20 protein-coding genes and 2 pseudogenes are annotated in these 24121 nt (G+C 32.2%); 12 read left to right on the plus strand and 10 right to left on the minus strand.

What is annotated here, in order from left to right; translation table 11 throughout:
* Positions 1-28: 28 nt before the first annotated feature.
* The 4 genes and pseudogenes from tilS to YQ22_RS15775 all read left to right on the plus strand — a co-directional run.
* Positions 29-1363 (plus strand): tRNA lysidine(34) synthetase TilS, encoded by a 1335-nt coding sequence (gene tilS, locus YQ22_RS15760; RefSeq protein WP_232231224.1) that lies wholly within the window; start codon positions 29-31, stop codon positions 1361-1363.
* Positions 1360-3321 (plus strand): protein-disulfide reductase DsbD family protein, encoded by a 1962-nt coding sequence (locus tag YQ22_RS15765; RefSeq protein ID WP_071341952.1) that lies wholly within the window; start codon positions 1360-1362, stop codon positions 3319-3321. Before tilS ends, YQ22_RS15765 begins: the two co-directional genes overlap by 4 nt.
* Before the next feature lie 109 nt (positions 3322-3430).
* Entirely contained in the window at positions 3431-5824 is a 2394-nt protein-coding gene (locus tag YQ22_RS15770; protein WP_071341953.1) for a penicillin acylase family protein, read from the plus strand.
* Positions 5825-5826: 2 nt separating this feature from the next.
* A pseudogene (locus tag YQ22_RS15775) lies at positions 5827-6663 on the plus strand (YifB family Mg chelatase-like AAA ATPase); the annotation flags it as partial.
* A 152-nt stretch (positions 6664-6815) separates the two neighbouring features.
* Here the strand turns inward: YQ22_RS15775 and YQ22_RS15780 are convergent.
* Positions 6816-8021, minus strand: coding sequence for a restriction endonuclease (locus YQ22_RS15780; protein ID WP_071341954.1), 1206 nt, complete (start codon positions 8019-8021; stop codon positions 6816-6818).
* Positions 8022-8502: 481 nt separating this feature from the next.
* Here YQ22_RS15780 and YQ22_RS15785 point away from each other — a divergent pair, with 481 nt between their 5' ends.
* The gene (locus tag YQ22_RS15785) at positions 8503-10107 is read left to right on the plus strand and encodes a recombinase family protein (protein ID WP_071341955.1); all 1605 of its coding nucleotides are present in this window, start codon (positions 8503-8505) and stop codon (positions 10105-10107) included.
* A 581-nt stretch (positions 10108-10688) separates the two neighbouring features.
* On the opposite strand, the gene YQ22_RS15790 is transcribed toward YQ22_RS15785, so the two are convergent.
* Positions 10689-12428: an SH3 domain-containing protein gene (locus tag YQ22_RS15790; RefSeq protein ID WP_071341956.1), complete on the minus strand. Its 1740-nt coding sequence runs from the start codon at positions 12426-12428 to the stop codon at positions 10689-10691.
* Positions 12429-12647: 219 nt separating this feature from the next.
* Between YQ22_RS15790 and YQ22_RS15795 the strand changes: the two genes are divergently transcribed.
* Positions 12648-13247, plus strand: coding sequence for a recombinase family protein (locus YQ22_RS15795; RefSeq protein WP_071341957.1), 600 nt, complete (start codon positions 12648-12650; stop codon positions 13245-13247).
* On the opposite strand, the gene YQ22_RS15800 is transcribed toward YQ22_RS15795, so the two are convergent.
* On the minus strand, positions 13236-13526 hold the full coding sequence (locus YQ22_RS15800) for a hypothetical protein (RefSeq protein ID WP_071341958.1): 291 nt from the start codon (positions 13524-13526) through the stop codon (positions 13236-13238). The genes YQ22_RS15795 and YQ22_RS15800 overlap by 12 nt on opposite strands.
* Before the next feature lie 51 nt (positions 13527-13577).
* Between YQ22_RS15800 and YQ22_RS15805 the strand changes: the two genes are divergently transcribed.
* Entirely contained in the window at positions 13578-14141 is a 564-nt protein-coding gene (locus YQ22_RS15805) for a hypothetical protein (protein ID WP_071341959.1), read from the plus strand.
* A 198-nt stretch (positions 14142-14339) separates the two neighbouring features.
* Here YQ22_RS15805 and YQ22_RS15810 read toward each other — a convergent pair whose 3' ends face one another.
* The 5 genes from YQ22_RS15810 to YQ22_RS15830 all read right to left on the minus strand — a co-directional run bounded on the left by YQ22_RS15810 (position 14340) and on the right by YQ22_RS15830 (position 18720).
* Positions 14340-14618 carry a hypothetical protein gene (locus tag YQ22_RS15810; RefSeq protein ID WP_071341960.1) on the minus strand — a complete coding sequence of 93 codons (279 nt, stop codon included), beginning with the start codon at positions 14616-14618 and terminating at the stop codon, positions 14340-14342.
* A complete protein-coding gene (locus tag YQ22_RS15815) occupies positions 14615-15475 on the minus strand; it encodes a DUF6371 domain-containing protein (RefSeq protein ID WP_071341961.1) in 861 nt (286 codons plus the stop codon). The genes YQ22_RS15810 and YQ22_RS15815 overlap by 4 nt, the downstream gene beginning before the upstream one ends.
* Positions 15469-16923 carry a hypothetical protein gene (locus tag YQ22_RS15820; protein ID WP_071341962.1) on the minus strand — a complete coding sequence of 485 codons (1455 nt, stop codon included), beginning with the start codon at positions 16921-16923 and terminating at the stop codon, positions 15469-15471. Before YQ22_RS15820 ends, YQ22_RS15815 begins: the two co-directional genes overlap by 7 nt.
* A complete protein-coding gene (locus YQ22_RS15825) occupies positions 16923-17243 on the minus strand; it encodes a hypothetical protein (protein ID WP_071341963.1) in 321 nt (106 codons plus the stop codon). The genes YQ22_RS15820 and YQ22_RS15825 overlap by 1 nt, the downstream gene beginning before the upstream one ends.
* 505 nt (positions 17244-17748) lie before the next feature.
* Positions 17749-18720, minus strand: a complete 972-nt coding sequence (locus YQ22_RS15830; RefSeq protein WP_071341964.1) for an HIT domain-containing protein — start codon at positions 18718-18720, stop codon at positions 17749-17751.
* Positions 18721-18785: 65 nt separating this feature from the next.
* Here YQ22_RS15830 and YQ22_RS15835 point away from each other — a divergent pair, with 65 nt between their 5' ends.
* From YQ22_RS15835 to YQ22_RS15855, 5 genes and pseudogenes are all read left to right on the plus strand, one after another.
* A complete protein-coding gene (locus YQ22_RS15835; protein ID WP_071341965.1) occupies positions 18786-19400 on the plus strand; it encodes a hypothetical protein in 615 nt (204 codons plus the stop codon).
* A gap of 1 nt (position 19401) precedes the next feature.
* On the plus strand, positions 19402-19731 hold the full coding sequence (locus YQ22_RS15840) for a nucleotide pyrophosphohydrolase (RefSeq protein ID WP_071341966.1): 330 nt from the start codon (positions 19402-19404) through the stop codon (positions 19729-19731).
* A 3-nt stretch (positions 19732-19734) separates the two neighbouring features.
* A complete protein-coding gene (locus YQ22_RS15845) occupies positions 19735-21429 on the plus strand; it encodes a DUF2075 domain-containing protein (RefSeq protein WP_071341967.1) in 1695 nt (564 codons plus the stop codon).
* Positions 21430-21688: 259 nt separating this feature from the next.
* Positions 21689-22270 carry a hypothetical protein gene (locus YQ22_RS15850; protein WP_071341968.1) on the plus strand — a complete coding sequence of 194 codons (582 nt, stop codon included), beginning with the start codon at positions 21689-21691 and terminating at the stop codon, positions 22268-22270.
* Between the two features lie 91 nt (positions 22271-22361).
* Positions 22362-23072, plus strand: a pseudogene (locus tag YQ22_RS15855) (YifB family Mg chelatase-like AAA ATPase); the annotation flags it as partial.
* 24 nt (positions 23073-23096) lie between these two features.
* On the opposite strand, the gene YQ22_RS15860 reads toward YQ22_RS15855, so the two are convergent.
* Both YQ22_RS15860 and YQ22_RS15865 read right to left on the minus strand, forming a co-directional pair.
* The gene (locus YQ22_RS15860) at positions 23097-23660 is read right to left on the minus strand and encodes a hypothetical protein (RefSeq protein WP_071341969.1); all 564 of its coding nucleotides are present in this window, start codon (positions 23658-23660) and stop codon (positions 23097-23099) included.
* A gap of 11 nt (positions 23661-23671) precedes the next feature.
* Positions 23672-24118: a hypothetical protein gene (locus tag YQ22_RS15865; protein WP_058105844.1), complete on the minus strand. Its 447-nt coding sequence runs from the start codon at positions 24116-24118 to the stop codon at positions 23672-23674.
* Between the last annotated feature and the right edge of the window lie 3 nt (positions 24119-24121).

Here is a 24121-nt window from a genome sequence, read left to right on the forward strand (position 1 = left end):
AATTATTCTTAGTCTGTCCTGTTAAATTGTGGGACTTCTTTACCTTTATGGCGTGCTAAAAACGTTCAAGGAACATATAGAAATTTCTTTTCCGGAATTGTTGGAAAATCACTTCATAATTGCATGTAGTGGAGGTCTTGACAGTACCATACTGGTAGAATTATGTTATAGGGTACAGTTACAATTTTCAATTGCACACTGTAATTTTCAATTACGCGGAAATGCCAGTGATGAAGATGAAACCTTTGTTAGAAGTTTAGCAAATAACTTAAATAAACCGGTGCATGTCACCCATTTTGATACTTTGGGCTATGTGAACCAACACAAGGTTTCGGTTCAAATGGCGGCGCGTGAATTGCGATATGCATGGTTTAATCAATTGCTGGAACAAGATGCAGGCAAGTATGTTTTAACGGCACATCATGCAAATGATAATATTGAGACTTTTTTGATCAATTTATCTAGAGGCACAGGTATTGATGGTTTAACGGGTATACCAGCGAAAATTAATTACTTAAGAAGACCATTGTTGCCTTATACTCGAGAAGAGTTGGAAAACTTTGCGAAAGCCGAAAATTTAAATTGGCGTGAAGATGCCAGTAATGCGGACATTAAGTATTTACGTAATAAAATAAGATTAGAGGTTATTCCTAAGTTGAATGAACTTCATCCTACTTTTTCCGAAAATTTTAAAAATACCCTTCAATATTTATACCAAACGGAAACAATAGCCTCCGCTTATCTACTAAAGTTGAAGAAAGCTTTATTTGTAAGTAAAGATGGTAAGGTAGAAATAGAAATTGATAAGCTTAGGGACTTACAGCCATTGCCTACTTATTTGTATGCATTGTTCAGTTCATATGGATTTAAAGAAATGGACAATCTAGAAGGTTTGTTAAACGGTTTATCCGGTAAACAACTCCAATCTAACACCCATATCCTTGTTAAGAATCGAAATGTATTATTATTGACCTCAAAAAGCGATGCTAAATCCGTAGTTGATGAGTTCTTAATTCCTGAGGATAAAGTACCTTTGAATCTTCCGATCAACTTGAAATTTACAAAGGTTTCTGAACGTTATGATAATACAAAGAATGAAATATACGTTCAAAAAAGTGCTTTAAAGTATCCGCTGACCGTAAGAAAATGGAAAAGTGGCGACTATTTTTATCCGATAGGTTTAAATCGAAAAAAGAAGTTGTCCAAGTATTTTAAAGACGAGAAAGTTGATGTTTTGTCTAAAGAAGAAACTTGGCTGTTATGTTCAGGTGAGCAAATTGTTTGGGTTGTAGGCATGCGTGCAGACCACCGTTTTAGGGTTGTAGATACCACCCAAGAGATTTTAAAAATAGATATTAAATGATTAGATTTTTTGCATTCCTATTTTTTATAGCTGTAATGCCATTACAGGTTATTGCGCAAACCGAAGATGAACCCGTAGTTTGGGAACAGCAAATCAATAAGATTTCGGATACGGAATATGAACTGGTAATGCAGGCTAAAATTCTTGACGGATGGCACATGTACTCTCAGTTTACGTCAGAATTTGGTTCTTTGCCAAGTGAATTCACCTATAATGGCAACGGTACAATTTATGAATTGATAGATGGTACCTTGGAAAGCGAAACAATAAAGGAATACAGTGAAATTTTTGAAGTAGAAGAAACCTATTTTAAAGATGAGGCCACTTTTACACAAAGAATTAAAATATTGGACCCTGAAATCAATCAGATAGATGTAGATCTCTTTTTTCAGGTTTGTAAAGAAGTTTGCATTCCTATGGACAAAAAGTTCATGTTTACTTTAGATGGTTCTGCAGCTGAAATTATAAACACTGTTGATGATAGAAGTTTAGCTTTAGGCCAAAAGCTGCGGTTAGACCTTAAAAATAGAGAACTGTTAACGCAGGGTCAAGACACCATTGCTACAGGTACAAATATCTGGGTCATATTCGGACTTGGTTTTCTTGGGGGATTAATAGCCTTATTGACCCCGTGTGTATTTCCAATGATTCCGTTGACCGTATCTTTTTTCACCAAACACTCTCAAAAAAAATCGAAAGGGATAATTAATGCTTTGCTCTATGGATTCTTCATAGTGCTTATTTATTTTCTATTGAGTCTACCTTTTCACTTATTTGATTCTGTAGATTCTCAAATTTTAAATTCCATAGCCACCAATGTATGGTTGAACTTGCTGTTCTTTTTGATTTTTATATTTTTTGCCTTTTCATTTTTTGGGTATTATGAATTGACATTACCTAGCTCTTGGGCCAATAAAATGGACGCTGCATCTTCTAAGGTCGGTGGTGTTTTAGGTATCTTTTTCATGGCAGTGACCTTGGCTATTGTTTCGTTCTCCTGTACAGGTCCTATTTTGGGTGGCTTACTGGGCGGTACTACTTTAGCGGAAGGTGAAGTAGCTTCTAACCTTACCGCGGGTATGACAGGTTTTGGTGCGTCACTGGCATTACCTTTTGCTCTTTTTGCTTTGTTCCCTGCATGGTTAAATTCATTACCTAAATCTGGTGGATGGATGACCACCGTAAAAGTAGTATTAGGGTTTCTAGAAATAGGACTTGCCCTTAAATTCTTGTCTAATGCAGATTTAGTTGGGCATTGGGGTATTCTAAAGCGTGAGATATTTTTGGGCATTTGGATCATATTAGGTATCGCAATGACACTCTACTTATTTGGTATGTATAAATTTCCGCACGATAGCCCGGTTAAAAAGTTGTCACTAGGAAGAAAAGTAACTGCCTTTGTAAGTGCTGCATTTACGCTTTATATGATACTAGGCGTAACTAAAATTACTAACCTTAAGTTGTTGAGCGGTTTTCCTCCTCCTGAATTTTATAGCATTTTTGAGCAAGAAAGCGATTGCCCTTTAGGTATAGATTGTTTTAAGGATTTTGATGAAGGGTTGGCATATGCCAAAAAGGTTGATAAACCAATTCTTTTGGATTTTACGGGATGGGCATGTGTAAATTGCCGAAAAATGGAGGAGAATGTTTGGAGCGATTCCGAAGTTTTTCCGATCATAAAAGATAATTATATTTTAATTTCTTTATATACGGATGATAGGGAAGAGCTACCTGAAAATGAACAGTTCAATTTTCAATTTGAGAGTGGTAGAGTAAAGGAAATTAACAACATTGCCCAGAAATGGGGTACCTTTCAAGATGTGAATTTTGGTTCAATTTCCCAACCATTTTATGTGCTGCTTTCTCCTGATTTAGAAGTGCTCAACACTTCTATTCAAAATTCTGATATTCCAACCTATAAAAATTGGTTGTTAGAAGGATTAAGGAATAATAAATAGTGTATCGTTTTTGTAAGATGTTGACTAATTGTCAATAAAAAGCAGAGTTCTGAGACGTTTTATGTAAAAAATAGTTTTAAATTGGGAGAGATAATCCCCCAAAGAAACTATGAGAACATTAAAAAAAATAGGAGCACTCCTGTTGGTACTTGTTACCCTTCTGATAATTATTATCGGAATATTTGCATACATTCTAAAACCAGACTATTCCGGTGAAAAGAAATTAGTTGGTCTTCAAGAAGTTGTAAATGTTTATTATGATGATTATGGAATTCCTCATATTTACGGTGAAAACGAAAAAGACGCATTTAGAACTTTAGGTTATGTTCATGCCCAAGATCGTCTTTGGCAAATGGAACTGTTAAGAAGAATTGCGAGTGGCGGACTCTCTGAGGTGTTTGGTAAAGACCTTATTGGTACAGATAAGTTTTTTTTATCATTAGGAATTGCCGATGCTTCTAAGATAACGGCATCCAAGATAGATGTAAATGACGAAGGTGTTATTTTAGCTAAAGCCTATTTGGACGGTATCAATCAATTTATAAATGAAGGTCCAACACCGGTAGAGTTCTATTTAACCGGTATAGATAAGAGAGAATTTGTTTTAGAGGATATCTATAATACTATTGGTTACATGGCCTTTAGTTTTGCAATGGCGCACAAAACAGATCCATTATTAACTTCTATAAATGCCAATTTGGGTCCTCAATACTTAAAAGATCTGCATGTAGGTTCAACCGTGGATACCGAATGGATAAAGAACTATAACCCTGCACCCAAAGATACTATCCAAAATAATCTTACTGCCGCTGTTATTAAAGCCCTAAGTGTATTGAATATTCCTTTGTTCGAGGGAAGTAATAGTTGGGTAATTGCACCTGAAAAAACAAAGAACGGAAAGGTAATTTTTGCCAATGATCCGCACATTGGTTTTTCTCAACCATCCGTTTGGTTTGAAGCTCATGTGGAAACACCTACTTATTCCAAATATGGATATCATATTGCAGGTATACCATTTCCATTATTGGGACATAATAGAAAATTGGCCTACGGACTTACCATGTTTGAAAATGATGATGTTGATTTTTATTATGAGCAGAATAATCCAGCGAATGAGAATCAGTATCTCTCTAAGAATGGCTATGTAGATTATGAAATTGTACACAAAACAATTCATGTTAAAGACGCTGATGATGTTCAGTTTTCTTATAAAAGATCAGATCATGGTCCGATCTTAAACGGAATTGCCGATCAAGTTCAAGGAGATAGACCAATTGCAATGTTATGGGTCTACACAGAAATGGAGAATAAGGTTATAGATGCCTTATATGGTTTAAGTCATTCAAATAACTTAGCGGAATTTAAAAAATCGCTTCCAAAAATACATGCGCCTGGTTTAAATATTATGTACGGAGATAATGAGGGTAATGTAGCATGGTTTGCCACGGCCCAACTTTATAAGATACCCGACTCTGTAAACACCAAACTTATTTATGAAGTGAATAAAGGGCTATCATTAGAAAAAGAATTGTTAGACTTTAATAAGAATCCGCAGGCTATAAATCCGCCAAGTAATTTTGTGTATTCCGCCAATAACCAACCAGATTCTATTGCCGGTATGTTGTATCCTGGTTATTATTTACCAGAGAATAGAGGTAAGAGAATTGTAAGTTTATTGGAGCCTAAAGACGATTGGGATATATCTGCAGCCAGTGAGATGATAACTGATGTGATATCATCTGTAGAACCAGATATAGTTTCTAATTTGGCTAAATATTTAGATGTATCATTGTTAAGCGAAAACGGATTAAAGGCTATTGATAGTTTAAAGATGTGGTCCGGAGATTATAATTTATCATCCATAGAGGCTACTGTTTATAATAGATGGATCTACTACTTATTGGAGAATACTTTTGAAGATGAATTGGATGAGGAGTTGTTCAATCAATTTTTAAGCACTCATTTTATGAAAAGGCTGATTGCTCCTTTATCCAAAGATGAAAATTCTGTGTGGTGGGATAATGTAAACACTACCAACGTATCTGAGAACATGAAAGATATTGTGAATCTATCTTTTATGGAGGCAATTGCTTCTTTGGAAAAAGATTTTGGTAATAACGTAAATCAATGGCGGTGGGAACGTGTACATTCCATTGAACACGGGCATCCAATTGGTCAAATAGCGGCTTTACGATCTTTTTTCAATGTGGGACCTTTTCCAATACATGGTTCTAGGGAGGTAATAAATAACTTGGCCTTTGCTTATGATGATACTGGTTTTTATAAGACGACATCAGGACCCTCAACAAGAAGGGTAATAGATTTTTCAGATGTGGAGAATAGTATAAGTATTTTACCAACAGGGCAATCTGGTAATCCATTAAGCAAACATTATAGGGATCAGGCAGAAATGTATGTTAATGGTGAGTTTCGTAAAATGATGATGAATGAAGAGGAAATTAAAAAAAGCAAAGAAATCCTTACATTTAAGCCAAAGGATTAAAAATGCTTACAAAAGTTTATGGGAGTGCCGTATTTGGTGTTGAGGCCACAACGATTACCGTAGAAGTAAATATAAATAAAGGTATAGGATATCATTTAGTAGGGCTTCCGGATAATGCCATCAAAGAAAGTAACTATAGAATTGCAGCGGCACTACAAAATAATGGTTATAAAATACCAGGTAAAAAAATCACAATAAATATGGCTCCGGCCGATCTTAGAAAAGAAGGTTCGGCATATGATCTTACCTTGGCCATAGGAATTTTGGCAGCCTCTAGTCAAATAAAATCTGAGGACATAGAAAAGTATATCATCATGGGGGAACTGTCCCTAGATGGTAGCCTTCAGCCTATTAAAGGAGCATTGCCAATTGCAATAAAAGCACAGGAAGAAGGATTTGCTGGTTTTATTCTGCCAACGGAAAATGCAAAAGAGGCTGCAATAGTTGGAGATTTAAAAGTCTATGGGGTAGATAATATTAAACAAGTTTTGGAATTTTTTGATCAAGGCATTTCGCTTGAGCAGACTATAATAGATACTAGAGAAGAGTTTTATAAAAGCTTAGATTTTCCTGAGTTCGACTTTTCTGATGTTAAGGGGCAAGAAAGTATTAAAAGGTGTATGGAAATTGCAGCTGCTGGTGGGCACAACATTATATTGATAGGACCACCTGGTGCAGGTAAAACCATGTTAGCAAAACGCTTACCTTCTATTCTGCCACCAATGACCTTACACGAAGCATTGGAAACTACCAAAATTCATAGCGTGGTAGGTAAGATCAAGAATATGGGGCTTATGAGCCAAAGACCGTTCAGGAGCCCACATCATACTATATCTGATGATATTGTGTATAATGTGGCTATTTTAAATTAGTCTAACATAATTAATCTTATATATTTGATTATTAATTAGATATGTGTCTTAAATTAATTCTATAAGCTTATTTGATATAGAAAACATTTAAAACACTATAGCTTTCCAAAGTCTATTACTCACTCACTTTGCTTTTTAAAATTTTCATTCAAGTATTCTTTCAAAATAGGAATGGTGTTAATTCCTTTTTCTAAGAGAATTTTAACAATATCTTTTCCACTTATAAATATTATAGGATGGCCATCTGTTCTTACTTCATCATAAGCTTGTTTAGCAATTGCGGATGTAGTAACTAAAATACCAAATTGTCTATTACGGATTCTAGAAATAATTCTTGAGACTTCCTTAACCCCAACAGTATTTATTTTCTTATTTAAAACCCCTGGATTATAGCATTTAGCTTCAATAGCGAACTCAGCGAAAATTGGGTCATCATTTAGTCCTAGTTTTATTCTTCCGATAGCATCACGTCCTCCGTCAATTGTTCCTCTGGTAACTTCATCAATTATAATTTTGGAATCGGTCATCCTGTATATTTCTGCAGCTAAATACTCGAATAGAATTGGCTCACTAGAAAAATATTCGAAAATAGCCTCTAATAATTTCCATTCAATTTTGTTATCGGGAAGTTGTTCGTTTATTGTTCTAATACTTACTGTTTTTTGAGAAGTCAATGGAGAATATCGGCCATTCTTTTTCCATTGATTAAAGATCAATGGCTCTACTTCTGTATCAATAAATCTTTTGTCAAGATTATCTAACCATTTTCTAGAAATTTTGGCAATATTAAGAATAGTGAAGAACGCTGAATAATTTTGAAATCTTAGGCCATTTGTGGTTTTCCAAATAGCAACTAAATCTTCTAGCTGATTTTTATTAGTTGTACCTGGAACGCATAGGCCTTTAAATTGAACAGATCTGTTACTATTTTGTGTTGGGTGTTTTTTAAATATAAAAATTGGAGGAATTTTTGCCCTCGGTGATTCATTAGAGTGAAGTGATTCAAATAAATTTTTTAGAATAGTATTTCCATTTTTCTTTGTATCGTGTAATTCGTGACCAGGTTTTTTATTGTCACCGTAATATTGAAATATCCCAGTTTCGGTATCTATTGTGTCAGGCCAATCAATATTCTCACCAGATGTATATAAAATTATATATTTTAGTGAATTAAGACTTCCTGCATATCTGAATCCACCTTGATTACCTACTGGTAATATTTTATTAATGGGATCATCTCCAACATTTCCTTTATTTCCACCTTCATAGATAGCATCAATAATTAAGTCGCAATTTTCTAATTTACTAAATTCAAATATCCTCATAATCTAAATTAACACGCTTTATCTATAAAATTTACGTTAGTAACTTTGTAACAAATTTTCAATTTATCTTTTTTATTAAATATATCTTCGAAAACTATCCAATGCTGTACTTAAACTATTTGAAATTATTAAATGTGATTTGTAAAAAGTATAACTAGCCTTTTGATTAAACACGGTAATTTAACGAACTAATTATTAGTTGTGGTTTATAAGCTTATTAAATTTTATTCTTAGTAAATTGTTGCTATTAGCATAATAAACTAAATAGAGAATTAATTTAACTAAATACTGTGAAACTTCAGACTTCAACAAAATTGATAATCCTCTCTTTTTTTACTGATTAGATTACGTTTAGTTCTGTGAGACTTAAAAACTCTTTTTTCAAAATTGCTCAAATTACCTAAATTTTTCTTCTAAAAAATCGTAGCACCTTTAATTTAGTATTATAATTTATTGTGCTTTAAAAAGCTATTTTAGCAATATGTTAGCGATATATTGTAGAATTAGCCAAGAGAAAATAGAGGGTAAAGATCGTTCTATTAATGATCAAAAGTTATTAGGTGTCGAATTAGCCAAATCCTTAAATCTTTCATATGAAGTTTATATTGATGAAGGGATAAGTGGAACAAAGGATATTAAAGACCGTCCTGCTTTTGCCTCTATGTTGGATGATATAGCAGATGGAAAGATTTCACATGTATATGCCTATGATCAATCTCGATTGGAGCGTTCTCCTGAAACCCGTTTTATTTTTAAAAGACTTTTAAAGGAAAATAATGTTCTATTATATACAGATAACGGATTAGTTGATACTGAATCAGACGAGGGGGAGATGATGGGGGATTTTCTTAGTATTATAAATCAATATTATGCCCGTATAACAGCTCGAAAAATAAAATCTGTTTTAAAAAGGAACGCTAAAGAGGGTAAGGCTCACGCTAAAGTAATGCCTTTTGGATATATGAAAGATGAAGGGGGGTATTTGGTAATCAACCATGAAGAAGCTAAAATAGTTAAGGAGATTTATTCTAAATCTTTAGCGGGCATAGGTAGTTCAACTATTAAGAATTGGTTAAACGATTCAGGTGTGCCTACCAAATATAGTACTATGGGAGGTACACTCACCACTACCAATAGATATACTGGTAAAAAAACAGTTAAGGATAAAAAGGATATCATTTGGAGTGATAAACAAGTTCAGGATATGCTAAAGAATCCCATTTATAAGGGTAAAAGAAAATGGGGTAAAGAATATTATGATTGTCCGGCAATATTTGATGCAGACTATTGGCACCTGGTAAATGATAATCTCCCAAAGAATAAAAAACATAGCGGAAAAAAAGTTAACCATCTTTATTTATTGAAGGGGATTTTGGAATGTGGCAAGTGTGGGCGTAACATGTACGGTAGAAAAAGGATAAACCTAAAAGATAATGCTTATATCTGCAGTAGTAAACGTATTCCTACTGAGAATTGCAAAAGTCGAGGTATTAATATAGATTATTTGGAAGACTTTATATTTAATCGGTTTCTTAAAGGGGATAGGCTTTTAGAACTTGTAAAAAGCTCTTTAGAAATTAATGATAGCCAAAACAATATAAATAAGTTAGAAGAGAAAAGTATTAAAATCCAAAAGGAATTAGAATCGTTAGCAGAACAAAGGAAAAAAGCTATTAGACTGGCTTTAATGGATGAAATTTTAGAAGCTGATATAGAACCTGAGTTAAAAAGAATTAGACAACGAAAAGGGGATAAAGAGGTAGAATTAAATAAACTTAAAAATGAGTTGCAATTTTTATCCAAAGGAGTTAAAATAACAGAGGATATCAGAACAGATATAGATTCTATAAGAGATAATATTCCATTTAATGCTAAACGGGAATTAATTCATAAATATATTAGGCGGATAATAATAAGCTATTGGGAGGAATTAGGGGAACATATTATTGAAGTTCGTTTTAATATTCCAATAAATACAGAGCAATTTATAACAAATAGAAAAGGTAGAATAGCTGAAAACGCTAATCAGTTGGAAAATTTAGGCTTTTCCGAAATAGAAGGTATTTGGTACGGAAATTCGTTTTAAAGTGAAAAGAAGTAAATATTAATGTAATCGCTTAATTGTTATGTTATTATAGCGGAGTTAGGCTAATTTTAAATTTACTGGTTTTTAAAGTGAAGTCGATATAATTCCAATAAAATCAATGGTTTAGTTCTTTTTTAAATTACTTGTCTGGCTTTTTCTATTTAATACTAAATAAATAATAAAAAAATATAAGTAAATATAATAGGGGTTAACAAATTAAATCTGATAAATTTTTGGTTTTTTTTAAATAAGTCATTTTCTTTTGATTGGATTTCTTCTTTCTAGGGGTTTAACGGTAAAATCACTTATAATGAATTCAACTCATTTTGGATTAATTTGAGAGTTGACCTTGGTGAATGGCCTCGGTTAGCAAACCCCTCCCCCTAAAGTATTAATTGGTAGGCATTCTATTAATCTTCATTTGAAGTGGTAAAATGTAAATTCAAGTAGTATAATTTATATTTTCTGCAGAAAATATAATAATCTACACAAAAAATTATACCACCCTTTTTATTGAAAACTCATTGTCTTAATATATTAAGATGAAAGTTCAGATTAAAAAAAAATGGCTCAATTTGAGTTTATTTTTTTGATTTTTCTAAATCTATATGTATTTTATGTATATAGCCAACTTTATTGTTAAAATAGACTTTGTAATATCCGTTGGGCAAAATTTCTGAATAACCAATCTGTGAATTTTTACTTAAACTACCTATTAAATCAGAGTCAAGATTTGGTTTCATTCTAATTAAAGCTTTTGTTCGCATAGTGATAACGCCAATCATTGGACGGTTTTGTATAACTTCAATTGATGTGTTATTGGTTAGCCTTTCTTTAGATTTATTTTCCTTTCTCTTTTGTACATAAGATTTCGAAGTACTATTGTTATTGCTATATTGATAGCTATAAACCTTTGTATAGACCTCACTGACATAACCTGTTCTTCCTTTGTAATCGACCTGGTAATAGCCTCCTTTATTTGAAACAAAGTTCAGTTTGTCACCTTTGTTCATATATCCAATGACTTGCGAAAAAGGGCTGTCCGTGCTCCTGACCTTACCATCTGAATTGAACACAAGTGTACCTTTAACATTGTTGCTATAGGATGTATTGGTAGTGTAGCTCATGTTGTTTTCCTTTCTCTTTTGTACATAAGATTTCGAAGTACTATTGTTATTGCTATATTGATAGCTATAAACCTTTGTATAGACCTCACTGACATAACCTGTTCTTCCTTTGTAATCGACCTGGTAATAGCCTCCTTTATTTGAAACAAAGTTCAGTTTGTCACCTTTGTTCATATATCCAATGACTTGCGAAAAAGGGCTGTCCGTGCTCCTGACCTTACCATCTGAATTGAACACAAGTGTACCTTTAACATTGTTGCTATAGGATGTATTGGTAGTGTAGCTCATGTTGTTTTCCTTTCTCTTTTGTACATAAGATTTCGAAGTACTATTGTTATTGCTATATTGATAGCTATAAACCTTTGTATAGACCTCACTGACATAACCTGTTCTTCCTTTGTAATCGACCTGGTAATAGCCTCCTTTATTTGAAACAAAGTTCAGTTTGTCACCTTTGTTCATATATCCAATGACTTGCGAAAAAGGGCTGTCCGTGCTCCTGACCTTACCATCTGAATTGAAAACGAGTGTACCTTTAACATTTTTGCTATAGGATGTATTGGTAGTGTAGCTCATGTTGTTTTCCTTTCTCTTTTGTACATAAGATTTCGAAGTACTATTGTTATTGCTATATTGATAGCTGTAAACCTTCGTATAGACCTCACTGACATAACCTGTTCTTCCTTTGTAATCGACCTGGTAATAGCCTCCTTTATTTGAAACAAAGTTCAGTTTGTCACCTTTGTTCATATATCCAATGACTTGCGAAAAAGGGCTGTCCGTGCTCCTGACCTTACCATCTGAATTGAAAACGAGTGTACCTTTAACATTGTTGCTATAGGATGTATTGGTAGTGTAGCTTATGTTGTTTTCCTTTCTCTTTTTATCTGAATAGTTTGGATTTGAATTGTAAAATGAACTAGTCCTTTTTGTATTATAGTTTGATTTATATAGTGGTTTTGAATCGGGAGGGATATGACCTTTTTTACCAGTATAAGGGTTGGTATTACCTAATGTCGAAAAATTATCCCTGTTTGAAGAATTAGGTGCCGTTCTATAATGAGAGGGAACGTACGTGCCATCAGATTTATAATATGCTTTAACCCTTACGTGGTTTTTGTTAGTTTGCCCTAAACTATTTAGAAGAAAAAATAAACAAATTATTAAGAAAACTAATTTTTTAAACGCAAACATATTTCATCTTTTCATTTATAAATTTTAAAATACATAATTAACTTCAATAGCTACAGTTCTGTAGATGATTTATTATTCATTACATAAAAAAATTATGCTGATATTAAAGTATGGTCTAATTGCAATACAATTTTATGTATTTGATTTGTTAGATTTACGCTTTAACGAATATACTGATAATACCCACCCTAAAAACAACACAATATCTATATTTACTTTATGGATAGCAAAAAAGCAAGATATGTTAGAATCAGTACACCAGATCAAAACAAAGAGAGACAATTAATAAACGAACATCCTAACGAGAAAATCTATATCGATGTTTGTAGCGGCTCCATTCCCTTTAACCAAAGAACTAAGGGTAAAGAATTATTTGAGGCAATAGCGGCTACGGAAATTGATTTAGTAATTGTTCACGCTATAGATAGATTGGGGCGTAATCTTTTGGATATATTAACCACGCTTAAAGCTTTTACGGATGCCGGAGTTACTCTTAAGGTAGATAATTTAGGAATCGAATCTATGATAAAGGGAAAGGTTAACCCGGCCTTTAATTTAATAGTAAGTGTAATGGGTAATATTGCCGAAATGGAACGGGAAACAATGTTAGAACGCCAAAGGGAGGGCATAGCTATAGCAAAGGCAAAAGGAAATTACAAAGGCCGTGCAAGGGGCACTAAGGAAAGTAGGGATGAGGTATTATGTAAATATCCGGAAGTAGTTAAACATTTAAAGAAAGGTCAATCTTTAAGGAATACGGTTAAGTTAGCCGGGGTTAGTTTATCGACGGTCCAAAAGGTTAAAGGGTTACTGATTTAATTGTTTATCAATTGTCGCAATAGCGTCCTCAACAATTGTAGGGGAGTAAAATACGAATGCATTTTTAATTACAGCTTTACCATCCACTTTGAAATAAAGCATCATGGAAAGTTGGTTAAATGAATATCTGGTCTTAACTCTAAATTCTTTTTTACCTAAAACCTTATTTTTGTAATTAGCCCTGAGTGCAGTCTTTACTTCTTTTTCAACTGTTTCAATAGTAGCTAATGCTGTTTCCAAATTAGCTATATACTTCTTTAATTTATGAGTAGTTTTCATAGTTTCAAATATAGCTAGTTTTATTATGAATGTATTCTTTACTTTTATAATATGAATGAATTAGAATCAGTACAATTAAAAGATAGGATATTAGAATACTTGTTAGAGAATGACAATTCTAAGGCGGAGAAAGTATATAAAGCACTTGATAACCCTTTTAATAATTTCGAACAATTCCGTATTGTTGCTCAAGATATGTTTATACATCATCATAAATATTTCAAAATAAGACAAGGCTTTCAATTTGATGAGAATGATTCGGGGAAAATTTATTATATAACCAATTTAACTAAATCTTTCATAGAAGTTGGTGGGTTTACAGCTATTTACGACCAAAAAGAAAGAGATTTATTAATAGAACAGAAGGTAAAAAAGGCATCTGACAAAAAGACTCTTTATTGGTGGGTTCCAATTACCATATCTGCCTTAAGTTTATGCTTCTCGGCCTACGCTATTTCTAGAAATTCTATAGGAGTAACACAAAAAGAGATAAAGGAAGTTAACAATAAAATAGATAGCCTTAAATCTAACTTTAAAAAGGAAAATGATAAATTAAAAAGTAGAATTTACGAGGCGGAGATGCTAATAGCCGTTTACGAGAATGATAGTATATAATAAATAGGTCGGTAAATCTATCCATTTAGGGTAAAGGCTTATAAATTTATTGGAACATTAATGTTATGGATTATTTATCCATAACATTAATGTTTATTAAAAGATAGTCTACGAATAAATCGTGACGACCTTACTTTTAATTAACTGATACGCTTAGTTTTTAAGATTGTATTAATAAAAACCATTCAAAGATGTTTCTTATAGCTGGTTTATATTAATATTCCCTAATAACTTAAGGCGGGATAAATATGTAGAAGAATCTGTATCCTTGTCTAATTCGTATAAATAAACCTTCGAAATTCTTCCTTTATCATTCCTTACAATTCCATCCCATCCAAATGCTAATTGAGCTAGTTTTTTTTGTGTTATCCTTTTAATTTTAGCTTTTTTGAGGATTAGTCCATTTTTGTTTTCAATGATTAAATTGTTACGTTCTACAATTATTAAATGTGGTAATATTTCTCTTTTTAACTTCATTGTTTTAATATCAAATCAGCGAGATCATCGCCATTATTTAGATTATATTTCTTTGAATTTTTATTAAGGTAATCGCTGACTTTAATTGAAGTCATTCCTTTAATATATTTAGCTTTCTTTTTCCATATAGGCTCCGCTCCTAAATCAGGAAATAAAACTACATTACGACCTTTTAACGATTTACATCTTTCATTGCTTAACATACCTAAACTAATAGACGCAACCCAATTGTAAGAGGGTATAAAATGAGAGGCTATTATAGCAGTCTTAGCCGATTCTACAATCGCTATCGGCTTATCATTACCTGTTATTAAGTGAGAGCCAAAATAAGTCATTTCTAAGTTTAAATTAGGATACTTCCATTTTTCAAATCCCCATCTTTGAGAGCCTTTTTTTTTATTTCGTTCACCTGTTTTCGGATTATAAAGAACTTCTTGTATTTGCCTTAACCGACCTTCTGTATCGATTTGTGGAAATGTTACAAAACCAGGATGAATTAATGATGTGCCTAATTTATATTGCTCTCTTACTTTTGCCATTCCTTCTTTCCCGATTAAGTTCTTTAAGAATTCAAAAAAATGATTTTTTGCGTTGTTACTCATCCTCTTCTCAACTTCGACTATATCCAAATAATCAATGGGTTTTGGCGGTTTGGGTATCAGTTTAACTTGCTCTAATTGGGACTTTTTATCCGGCCTCTTGTTATACCCGCACGCTTGTATTCGGTCACAAACTCCAAATTCTGGAGGATAAATTTCGCCAGTATTTAAATTGATAAAAAGAGTTAACCTTTTAGGTTTCCCGCATTGTGGGCATCTAACTTTGGAATTTGGAGAGTAGGGTAGGAAGCTTACCATATTTTTATACTTTTAACTGATCCGTTTTCCGCTACTTCATATTGTTTTTCCTTTAAAATGCTAATAGCATCTTCCAATCTAGCTAACCACACGTTTTTACCTATTGGTTTTCCTGTTACATGTTTACTAGTGGAGTAATCCAAATAAATATTGGCAAAGGATTTAAATTCAGAAGAATTATAATTATTAACCCATTCTACCAAATCATACATTCCCGGTTTGTTCATAATTCTTTTCCTTTTGCTAGTGGAACTTTCTTTTATTTTTGGGAATCCATTTTTTAAATATTGGGCTACACAAAGGAGCATATAACTATCGAATTGTTTCCATTCTTTTTCATCCCATTGATCGAAAAATAATTTTCCATAGTATTTATCGGGAGTATTATTTTGGTTCCAATGTTGGGAAAATTCTACAAGTCTTACTCTACGGCCACCATGTCCTGAATCACTATCCAAGGAATAATTTGTAGATGCTAATAATTTAGGAGAATCAGTAAAGGGATAAATAGAGACAGGTTCATTTTTCTTATTGACTTCAAAACCCTCTGTAATTAAATTATATAATATCTGATGATCGAAATTCTGTTTAAGATCGGATAGTATAAATACAGCTGTTTCTTGGTTCACCATGCTCCATTTAAAGGCATCTGAACTTGAATATTGGCGCATATCCTTAAAAGCAGTATTTGCAATTTTTGAAATTCCTGCCCCGGTAAGACCTTTTCCGGCCCCACCGCCTAAATTACTATCCGCTACTGCTTCACCAAATAAAACCAAGTAAGCGTTTGCCGAATCCTTGAAAGAATGTAACATGTACCCTAATGAAGCATTTAGATTTGCTATAAGCTCATTCGTTTCGCCAGATGCCTTAAAAAGAAAATCCGCCCAATCCGAGCCTTTAGGCTCTGTTAACTCAAAATTTCTTTTTATAATTTGAGATTCCCATACGTGACCCTTAATAGTATTGTAAGGCACTACTTCAATTTTACTAGCTTCAACGCATACGACACCGTTTAGATAAAAGAAATATCCAGTAGATTCATTCGATTTAATCCACTCAAATTGTCTTAGAGGCAAGAATTCTAATAATCCCTTAACTTTAAATAACCTAGCTTCATTAGTCATAACCATTGAAAGGATTTCGTCTTTTGTAATACCCTCTTCGTTTACATCGGGTAAATTCTGAATATCCTTTTGAACAATTCTTTTTAAATCGCTTATTTCGATTTTATTGACAATCCCATTGTGTTGTATAACTAGTTCATTACTAGTAAATTCAAAGCAAACGCCTAAAGATTTTAAGTATGCTATGAAGCCAAGTGTATCCGGTAAAACTACATATAGATTGGGTTTTTTAGCATTTCTTTTAACCCTCCAAAATTGAACTTTTGGAGCTATGTTGAATTCATTCTTAATGTCTTCAACAATTTTCAGTAGTTCGCTCATTAAGCTGATAATTTTTGAAGTCTTATTCCTAGACGATTCGCAATATCTTGTATATCGCTATAACGATAAGATTTTGAACGCCCTAAAGTTTGAGAGGGTTGTATTCCGGCATCTTTAATATAACCATATACAACTGCATGGGAGCGCCCTAAAAGCATACATGCTGTTTTGATGTTCACGTGTTCCGGAATAGGAGGATTTAAAAGAGATTCGATTCTTTCCCTTAAAGCTACCGTTAATTCAATAGCTTGATTCTGCTTTTTTAACAAAATCTCATTTTCTGTTCTAAGGCTTTTAACCTCTTGCAAAATACTACTCATAAAATTTCAATTATGAAATCTTTAGGAAGCAACCAATTTGATCTTTAAATATTTACATACCTTTGTAAAAAGATTATTAAAACCATCCACGGAAATTTATAATCTAAATATTTAGAGATCCGAGGTTACAGCCTTGGATTTCTTGTTTGTAATAGTCAGGTCTTTCCTAACTTTTTGTATTAGATACATTTGGTTTAGTACCTTTTTTACATGATTACAAAGCTATTGAGGAGGTATTGAATTAGTAGTGACAGTTATTAATTTTTATAAACGAAGATGAATTAAATGCTTTGACATTTAATAATTTCCTTTGTAGAAATACAGTCTAATGAATGGCTTTGAGATTCAATCAATTGTTATTTAAATTTTAAAATAGAAACATCTCTTTTAAAATATGTGTTACCTAAAGTATATATTACAACTTGAGTTAGGGCAATTAAACTGTATTAAATAAATTGTATGACTTACTTATTGAACGGGAAGACATTTTACCACTTTTGGTATTTTAATATTTGCCTTTATTTGGAATAATATTTCTAATTCCACCTTTTGGATTGGTGACATCGCTTTTTCTTCTTGGAATGAGGTGCATGTGGCAATGGAATACAGTTTGACCAGCATCTTCTCCCACATTAAAGCCTATATTAAATCCAGTAATAGTTTTATCTTCTGTGATTAGTTTGGATTTTAATTCGTGTGTCAATCTGTTTATGGCATTTATTTCCGGTTGAGACAAACTAAAATAATTTTCACAATGTCGTTTTGGAATAATGAGAATATGTTTTAAAGTGACGGGGTATTTATCATAAAATGCAATAGCTAATTCATTTTCCAATATTGTTTCTCTTTTATAATTGCAAAAAATACAGTTTGTTTCACGCAAATCATACTTTACTCCCAAATTTCTAAAATCAGTATCATCAGTATCTCTCTTATTTGAATTGCAGGTATAACATAAAGCTTGATAATTGTCAATTATGTCTTTACCATTCTTATTCTTTGGTGTGATATGATCAACTTCTAAAGCTTTTTCATCCTTAGAAATACCACACAATTCACATCTTCCATCTGCTCTTTTGAGAACTAAGTATCTTATTGAACCTTTAACAGGTTTTCTATTTCTCCTTCTGTGTTCCCAAATTTTAGTACCTCTTTTGGCTATGTAATTTTCAATTTTCTGATCACAAAGTGTTATTAATTCTGAGATTTCTTTGTTTCCTAGAGATGAATAATCTTTAAGTTCAAAAACATTTTTATGCTTTAGTACTACTTCATTCTTACGAAGTACTCTACCTACCATATTATTGGTTATGCCTTCGTAGTATTCAACTTGTGAAAAATCATAGCTTAAAATGTTCTTTGCAATTAAATTTTTATTTGCTATTCCTCCATTTTTAAGTAAAACTTTTATCATTACTGGCTGATAAATATGTGACATACTCATTTTTTGTTCAATGAATGTTTTTAGTCTTTCCATAATTTTAAAAGCAATTAAATATTTAAGTTTAAGTATAACAATAACATATGTAAATTATTAATCTTATGAGTACAACAGTTTCAGTTAAAAGAGCCTTTTTAGATTTATTGTTTATCAAAAGTCAACTCAATAGACTACTGGGTGATGAGCCAAAGTATAAAGATATTATATCATATATGATGACCAGTACGTTTTTGGACTCAAATGAACCTTTACCTTCATTAAAATCTATGGAACAAATTTTAAATTACAAAAGCCATAGTTTACGTAAATTAATAATCGATTTGTACAATGAATTTTTTGGAGAAGAAATAAAAAATAGTTTAAGCTTTAGTAAATTGGATGTATATTTCGATTTAAGTTATTTTGAAGGTGACAAAGGATATTTTAAATGTAATGAACTTTGTTATATTCCAAGGGTAGGGGAGAATATTACGATAAACTTTCTAAAAGCAAAAGTAGGTACTGATTGGTTTTATGTTGATAAAATCAGACATGATTTTTATGAGAATACCCAAATAATAGAGATTTCTCTTAAGTCAGGAATTTATAATAAATATTTTCATTATGAGAAATATAAAGCTTACGAGGAAGGGGTTATAAATACTTATGATTTATTTAATACCCATGAGGTATCTATTAAGAGAAAAATGGGGTTAAAAAGGAAAGAATTATACTGATATGGATAAATTAAAAGAAACTATCAATAAGCTAATTGAATTTAGAAATGAAAGAGAGTGGAAACAATTCCATAACTCTAAAGATTTGGCTTTGGCAATCTCAATTGAGGCCAGTGAACTACTAGAATTGTTTTTATGGAAAGGTGATGAGGAATTTGACAAAGAAAAATTAGAAGAGGAATTAGCAGATATATTCTCTTATGGACTTTTGTTAGCTGAAAAACATGATTTAGATATTTCAGACATCGTTAATAAAAAATTGCTAAAAAATTCTGAAAAATATCCGGTTTCAAAAGCAAAGGGGACAGCTAAAAAATATAATGCCTTATAATTTATGGGTAATATTTCTCCTTCTGATTTTAGAGTTGCTAATTATCTTTTTGATAAACTTTATATAGAAAGAATTGAAGATGATTATCATGTTAAAAATTCTTATCCAATAGTTTATATACTTTACGATTTAAAACGTTCTATTGCATACGTAGGAGAGTCTACAAGTGCTTTAAGTAGAATGTTGAGCCATTTATCTCACCCTGAAAAGAAACGGCTTAAATATGTTTATATAATATCAAGTCAAAACTTCAATAAATCAGCGGCATTAGATATTGAATCTAATCTAATTAAATATATGGTTGCTGATGGAATGTTTGTTTTGTTAAATGGTAATGCAGGTATTGCAGATCATAATTATTATCAAAAAAATCAGTATCACAAAGTATTTGAAAATATATGGGAGAATTTAAAACTTCAAAGAGTAGTTACTAAGAATATTTTAGATATTGATAATTCTGATTTGTTCAAATACTCTCCTTACAAGGCCTTAACCTTAGACCAACACAATGCAGTCAGACTCTATTTGAAAATTCTCTTGAATAAAGATAATAGTACAGTTTTTGTTGAAGGCTCAGCGGGCACGGGCAAAACTATATTAGCGGTTTATCTAATTAAATTATTGTTAACGAAATTTGATATTGAAGATTATGAAGATTTGGAAGGAGAATCGTTGCAGGAGTTGCAATTAGTTCAAGAAATACAAAATCAAAAGGAAAACCTTTCAATAGGTCTAGTTGTACCAATGGTTTCGTTAAGAAAAACGATAAAGGAAGTTTTTAAAAATGTTAAGGGTCTGAAATCTTCAATGGTTTTAGGGCCTTCCGATGTATTGAAAAAAGATTATGATGTTTTAATTGTAGATGAAGCTCATAGACTTAAAAGACGTTTTGGTATTACAAATTATAGAAGTCACGATGCAAACAACAAAGCGTTAGGGCTTGGAAATGAAGGAACGGAATTAGATTGGATACTTAAAAGTAGTAAACATCAATTACTATTTTATGATCAAGCACAATCCATAAGACCTAGCGATATTCATAAAGATGTTTTCTTAAGTATCAAGAAATTAAATGAAACAGAAAAAATCAAATTAACGTCTCAACTAAGGTCTAAGGGAGGAGTAGATTATATGGACTTCATTGACGACTTATTGAATACAAAACTTTCTAAAGGCGATAAAAAATTTGAAAGTAAAAATTACGATTTAAAAATTTTCAGGTCTCTTCCTATGATGATAGGTCATTTGGAGCAAAGAGAGGAGAAGTTTGGTTTATGTCGAATGATGGCAGGATATAGCTGGAAATGGGTTTCTAAAAATTCAAACAAACCGGATGCTATTATTGATGGAATAAGTTTGACTTGGAACCGGGTAGCTCATGATTGGATTAATAGCACTACGGACTTAACCGAGATAGGTTGTATTCACACCACTCAAGGTTATGACTTGAATTATGCAGGTATAATATTTGGAAATGAAATAAAATTTAACAAAGAAACTCAGGAAATTGAAATAGATAAAAGTCAATACTTTGATTCAAAAGGTATGGTTGGTGTAAAGGACATAGAAATTTTAAAAGACTTTATTATTAATATTTATAAGACTCTGATGTATCGAGGAATAAAAGGTACTTATATCTACGTTTGTGACAATAACTTAAGAGAGTATTTTGAAGACTATATTTATTTTGAAGACTGATTATTTAAAAATATAATAGAACTATATTTTGATTATAGCATTAATTAATAAAAAAAAATATGTAGAAGTTAAAATGGTAGATAATTAATACCAGGTTATATTTTATAATACAAATCTGAAATAAATTTCAGCCATTACGGTTTACCGTAAAACTATTTAAAACCAATTATTTTCTTTTGTATAAAGAAAGCACTTTAAGAGTTTTTTAATTTATTATTATTTAAATTTTATACAAATGTTAAAATATTATTCTACAATAATGCTATGTTTTTTTCTTTCTGAATTTTCCTTTTCGCAGGTTAATGCAACAACGGATAATGGGAAAGTTGTTATTTTAAATGATGATGGTACTTGGGAATATAAAACTGAAGAAGATGTTGATGCATCTGACTATAGTTTAGAATGCTCAGATATAATAGAAACAACTGTAGATAAAATGACAGGAAAGTCATCGACTGCCGCAACTGAGACACTTATAATTTCCAATGACGGAGGTAAAAATGGGTTGGGGATATATGCTTTGAATGGTGCTAATTCCACTATTGTAGTAATACAGGCGGTTGGTGCAGGTAATTGCATGGATGATGATAATAAAGTAAATATTCTTTTTAGAGATGGCTCTAGACTCGAACTTTATAATAATGGAAAATTCAATTGTGAAGCTAAAATGACTTTATATTTTGGAGGTATATTTGGAAAGAATAAACAAATGAAAGAACTTGCTTCAAAAGAAATTGAAACTATGAGGGTTTGGACTTCAAAAAGTTACGTTGAAAAAGATTTTTCATCTTATCAGAGTAAACAGTTTATGAATACGGTAAAATGTTTGTCAGAATCATAAAGCTATTTTTTTATTAAGAGTTTGTTTTTATTCCTAAGTAATTAGCTATAAAAAATCCTTCATCTTAAAATAAATTAATGCCACATTATAAACTATATCTGATGTAGCACTGGTAGGAGGCGGAGCTTACCCGCAACCGGGAGAAATTTCACTATCTCATAACGGGGTTTTATTCTTAGATGAATTACCAGAATTTAAGAGAGGTGTGCTAGAGGTAATGCGCCAACCTTTAGAAGATAGGGAAGTAACTATTTCACGTGCACGCTTTACGGTTACCTACCCAAGTAGTTTTATGTTGGTGGCAAGTATGAACCCAAGTCCGGGTGGGTATTTTAATGATCCAGATGCTCCGGTAACTTCTTCACCTGCAGAAATGCAGCGGTATTTAAGTAAAATATCGGGACCGTTATTAGATCGTATAGATATTCATATTGAGGTAACTCCGGTACCATTTGAAAAACTATCCGAAGAACGAAAAGGGGAAAGTAGTGTAGATATCAGAAAACGAGTTACAGTGGCTCGCGAAATTCAAACAAAGCGTTTTAATGAGCTGGAGAATGTACATTACAATGCTCAAATGAATACCAAACAAATTCGTGAATATTGTAAACTTGATGATAAATCTAAGGCATTATTGAAAAATGCCATGGAAAGGTTAAACTTATCGGCAAGAGCGTATGATAGGATTTTAAAGGTGGCAAGGACTATAGCCGACTTAGCCGGTGAGCAGGCATTGAACGGAAATCATATTTCAGAGGCCATTCAATACCGTTCACTCGACAGAGAGGGTTGGTTGGGGTAAAATTGTAAATGATAAAATTTTTAGCTAAGAGTATAGCTCTTCATTATTTATGTCGTCCTTGTTCTTTTTTGGTGCAGTAAAAATATCCCTAAGGATATAACTTGTTACAATGGTAAGACCTAAGGTCAGCGTTGGTATCGAGTATTCCCAGTTTAGTAAGTGCATAAGACCACCGCATATAAGGGTTAACACGCCAATAACCATTACAAAATTCCAAATGATTTCTGTTATGCTATTTTTTGCGTCACCTTCTTTTGACATAAAATACGACGTGCCCTCCATGGCGAACCAAGCAATAAATGTAAAAGCTGTGCCAATTTGAAAAAATAGGGTATGGGTAAAATCTAAAATCGTTAAAAGACCGTTTGTTGTCCAAAAAAGAACTAAGGCCATTTTAATTAGATCCACTGACTTTTTTTCTTCCTTTTTAAAAAAGCGAAGGGCGTAAAGTATCAGAATGGCAGCAAAGGAAATAAATATAATTCCTTTTGAAAAGGGCCAGTGAATTATGCGCATTACCATACCGATCAATAGGGAGGCTATTGCCGCCCTGATCGGATTTTTATATGCTTTTTTAGAATTTTCCATATTCCGTTTTTTTAATTGATCACTTTGATGTTGGCTTTTAGACCTTCCATTATTCCAATGATATTGTTTACGGTCTCACTTAGATAATACCTTACAACAATATGGGGAATTCTAATGGTTGTAAATCCATTTTTAAAGGAGTGCATTGCTTCTTCTAAATTGTTTATAGCTTCATGCTCGGTCAGCTTATCATATTCAGAATCAATTTCAATATTTAGTTTTACACGTGAGATGGCTATATCTATAGATTTTTTACCGTCCCACCATTCTAACATAGAGTTTACACCAGCTTCTTTTAAAGCATAATAAAGTTGTATGGCCTCTAAAGGTGTATTGTGTTTGTTGATTAGTAACTTAATACGTTCATGGTGCTTTGAGCAAAGCTCTACACCTGCGCTCTCCATGGCATTTTTATGATCTAAGTAACCAAGTTCTTTTTTACATTCTAAGCAAATCATTAA

Source organism: Maribacter sp. 1_2014MBL_MicDiv, from assembly GCF_001865655.1.
Taxonomy (GTDB): domain Bacteria; phylum Bacteroidota; class Bacteroidia; order Flavobacteriales; family Flavobacteriaceae; genus Maribacter; species Maribacter dokdonensis.

Coding starts and splice junctions, on each gene's coding strand:
- YQ22_RS15840 (WP_071341966.1), top strand. CDS start 19,402: ATGGATAAATTAAAAGAAACTATCAATAAGCTAATTGAATTTAGAAAT.
- YQ22_RS15765 (WP_071341952.1), top strand. CDS start 1,360: ATGATTAGATTTTTTGCATTCCTATTTTTTATAGCTGTAATGCCATTA.
- YQ22_RS15860 (WP_071341969.1), bottom strand. CDS start 23,660: ATGGAAAATTCTAAAAAAGCATATAAAAATCCGATCAGGGCGGCAATA.
- YQ22_RS15835 (WP_071341965.1), top strand. CDS start 18,786: ATGAGTACAACAGTTTCAGTTAAAAGAGCCTTTTTAGATTTATTGTTT.
- YQ22_RS15780 (WP_071341954.1), bottom strand. CDS start 8,021: ATGAGGATATTTGAATTTAGTAAATTAGAAAATTGCGACTTAATTATT.
- YQ22_RS15825 (WP_071341963.1), bottom strand. CDS start 17,243: ATGAGTAGTATTTTGCAAGAGGTTAAAAGCCTTAGAACAGAAAATGAG.
- YQ22_RS15815 (WP_071341961.1), bottom strand. CDS start 15,475: ATGGTAAGCTTCCTACCCTACTCTCCAAATTCCAAAGTTAGATGCCCA.
- YQ22_RS15805 (WP_071341959.1), top strand. CDS start 13,578: ATGAATGAATTAGAATCAGTACAATTAAAAGATAGGATATTAGAATAC.
- YQ22_RS15790 (WP_071341956.1), bottom strand. CDS start 12,428: ATGTTTGCGTTTAAAAAATTAGTTTTCTTAATAATTTGTTTATTTTTT.
- YQ22_RS15795 (WP_071341957.1), top strand. CDS start 12,648: ATGGATAGCAAAAAAGCAAGATATGTTAGAATCAGTACACCAGATCAA.
- YQ22_RS15785 (WP_071341955.1), top strand. CDS start 8,503: ATGTTAGCGATATATTGTAGAATTAGCCAAGAGAAAATAGAGGGTAAA.
- YQ22_RS15850 (WP_071341968.1), top strand. CDS start 21,689: ATGCTATGTTTTTTTCTTTCTGAATTTTCCTTTTCGCAGGTTAATGCA.
- YQ22_RS15865 (WP_058105844.1), bottom strand. CDS start 24,118: ATGATTTGCTTAGAATGTAAAAAAGAACTTGGTTACTTAGATCATAAA.
- YQ22_RS15770 (WP_071341953.1), top strand. CDS start 3,431: ATGAGAACATTAAAAAAAATAGGAGCACTCCTGTTGGTACTTGTTACC.
- YQ22_RS15845 (WP_071341967.1), top strand. CDS start 19,735: ATGGGTAATATTTCTCCTTCTGATTTTAGAGTTGCTAATTATCTTTTT.
- YQ22_RS15810 (WP_071341960.1), bottom strand. CDS start 14,618: ATGAAGTTAAAAAGAGAAATATTACCACATTTAATAATTGTAGAACGT.
- YQ22_RS15800 (WP_071341958.1), bottom strand. CDS start 13,526: ATGAAAACTACTCATAAATTAAAGAAGTATATAGCTAATTTGGAAACA.
- YQ22_RS15830 (WP_071341964.1), bottom strand. CDS start 18,720: ATGGAAAGACTAAAAACATTCATTGAACAAAAAATGAGTATGTCACAT.
- YQ22_RS15820 (WP_071341962.1), bottom strand. CDS start 16,923: ATGAGCGAACTACTGAAAATTGTTGAAGACATTAAGAATGAATTCAAC.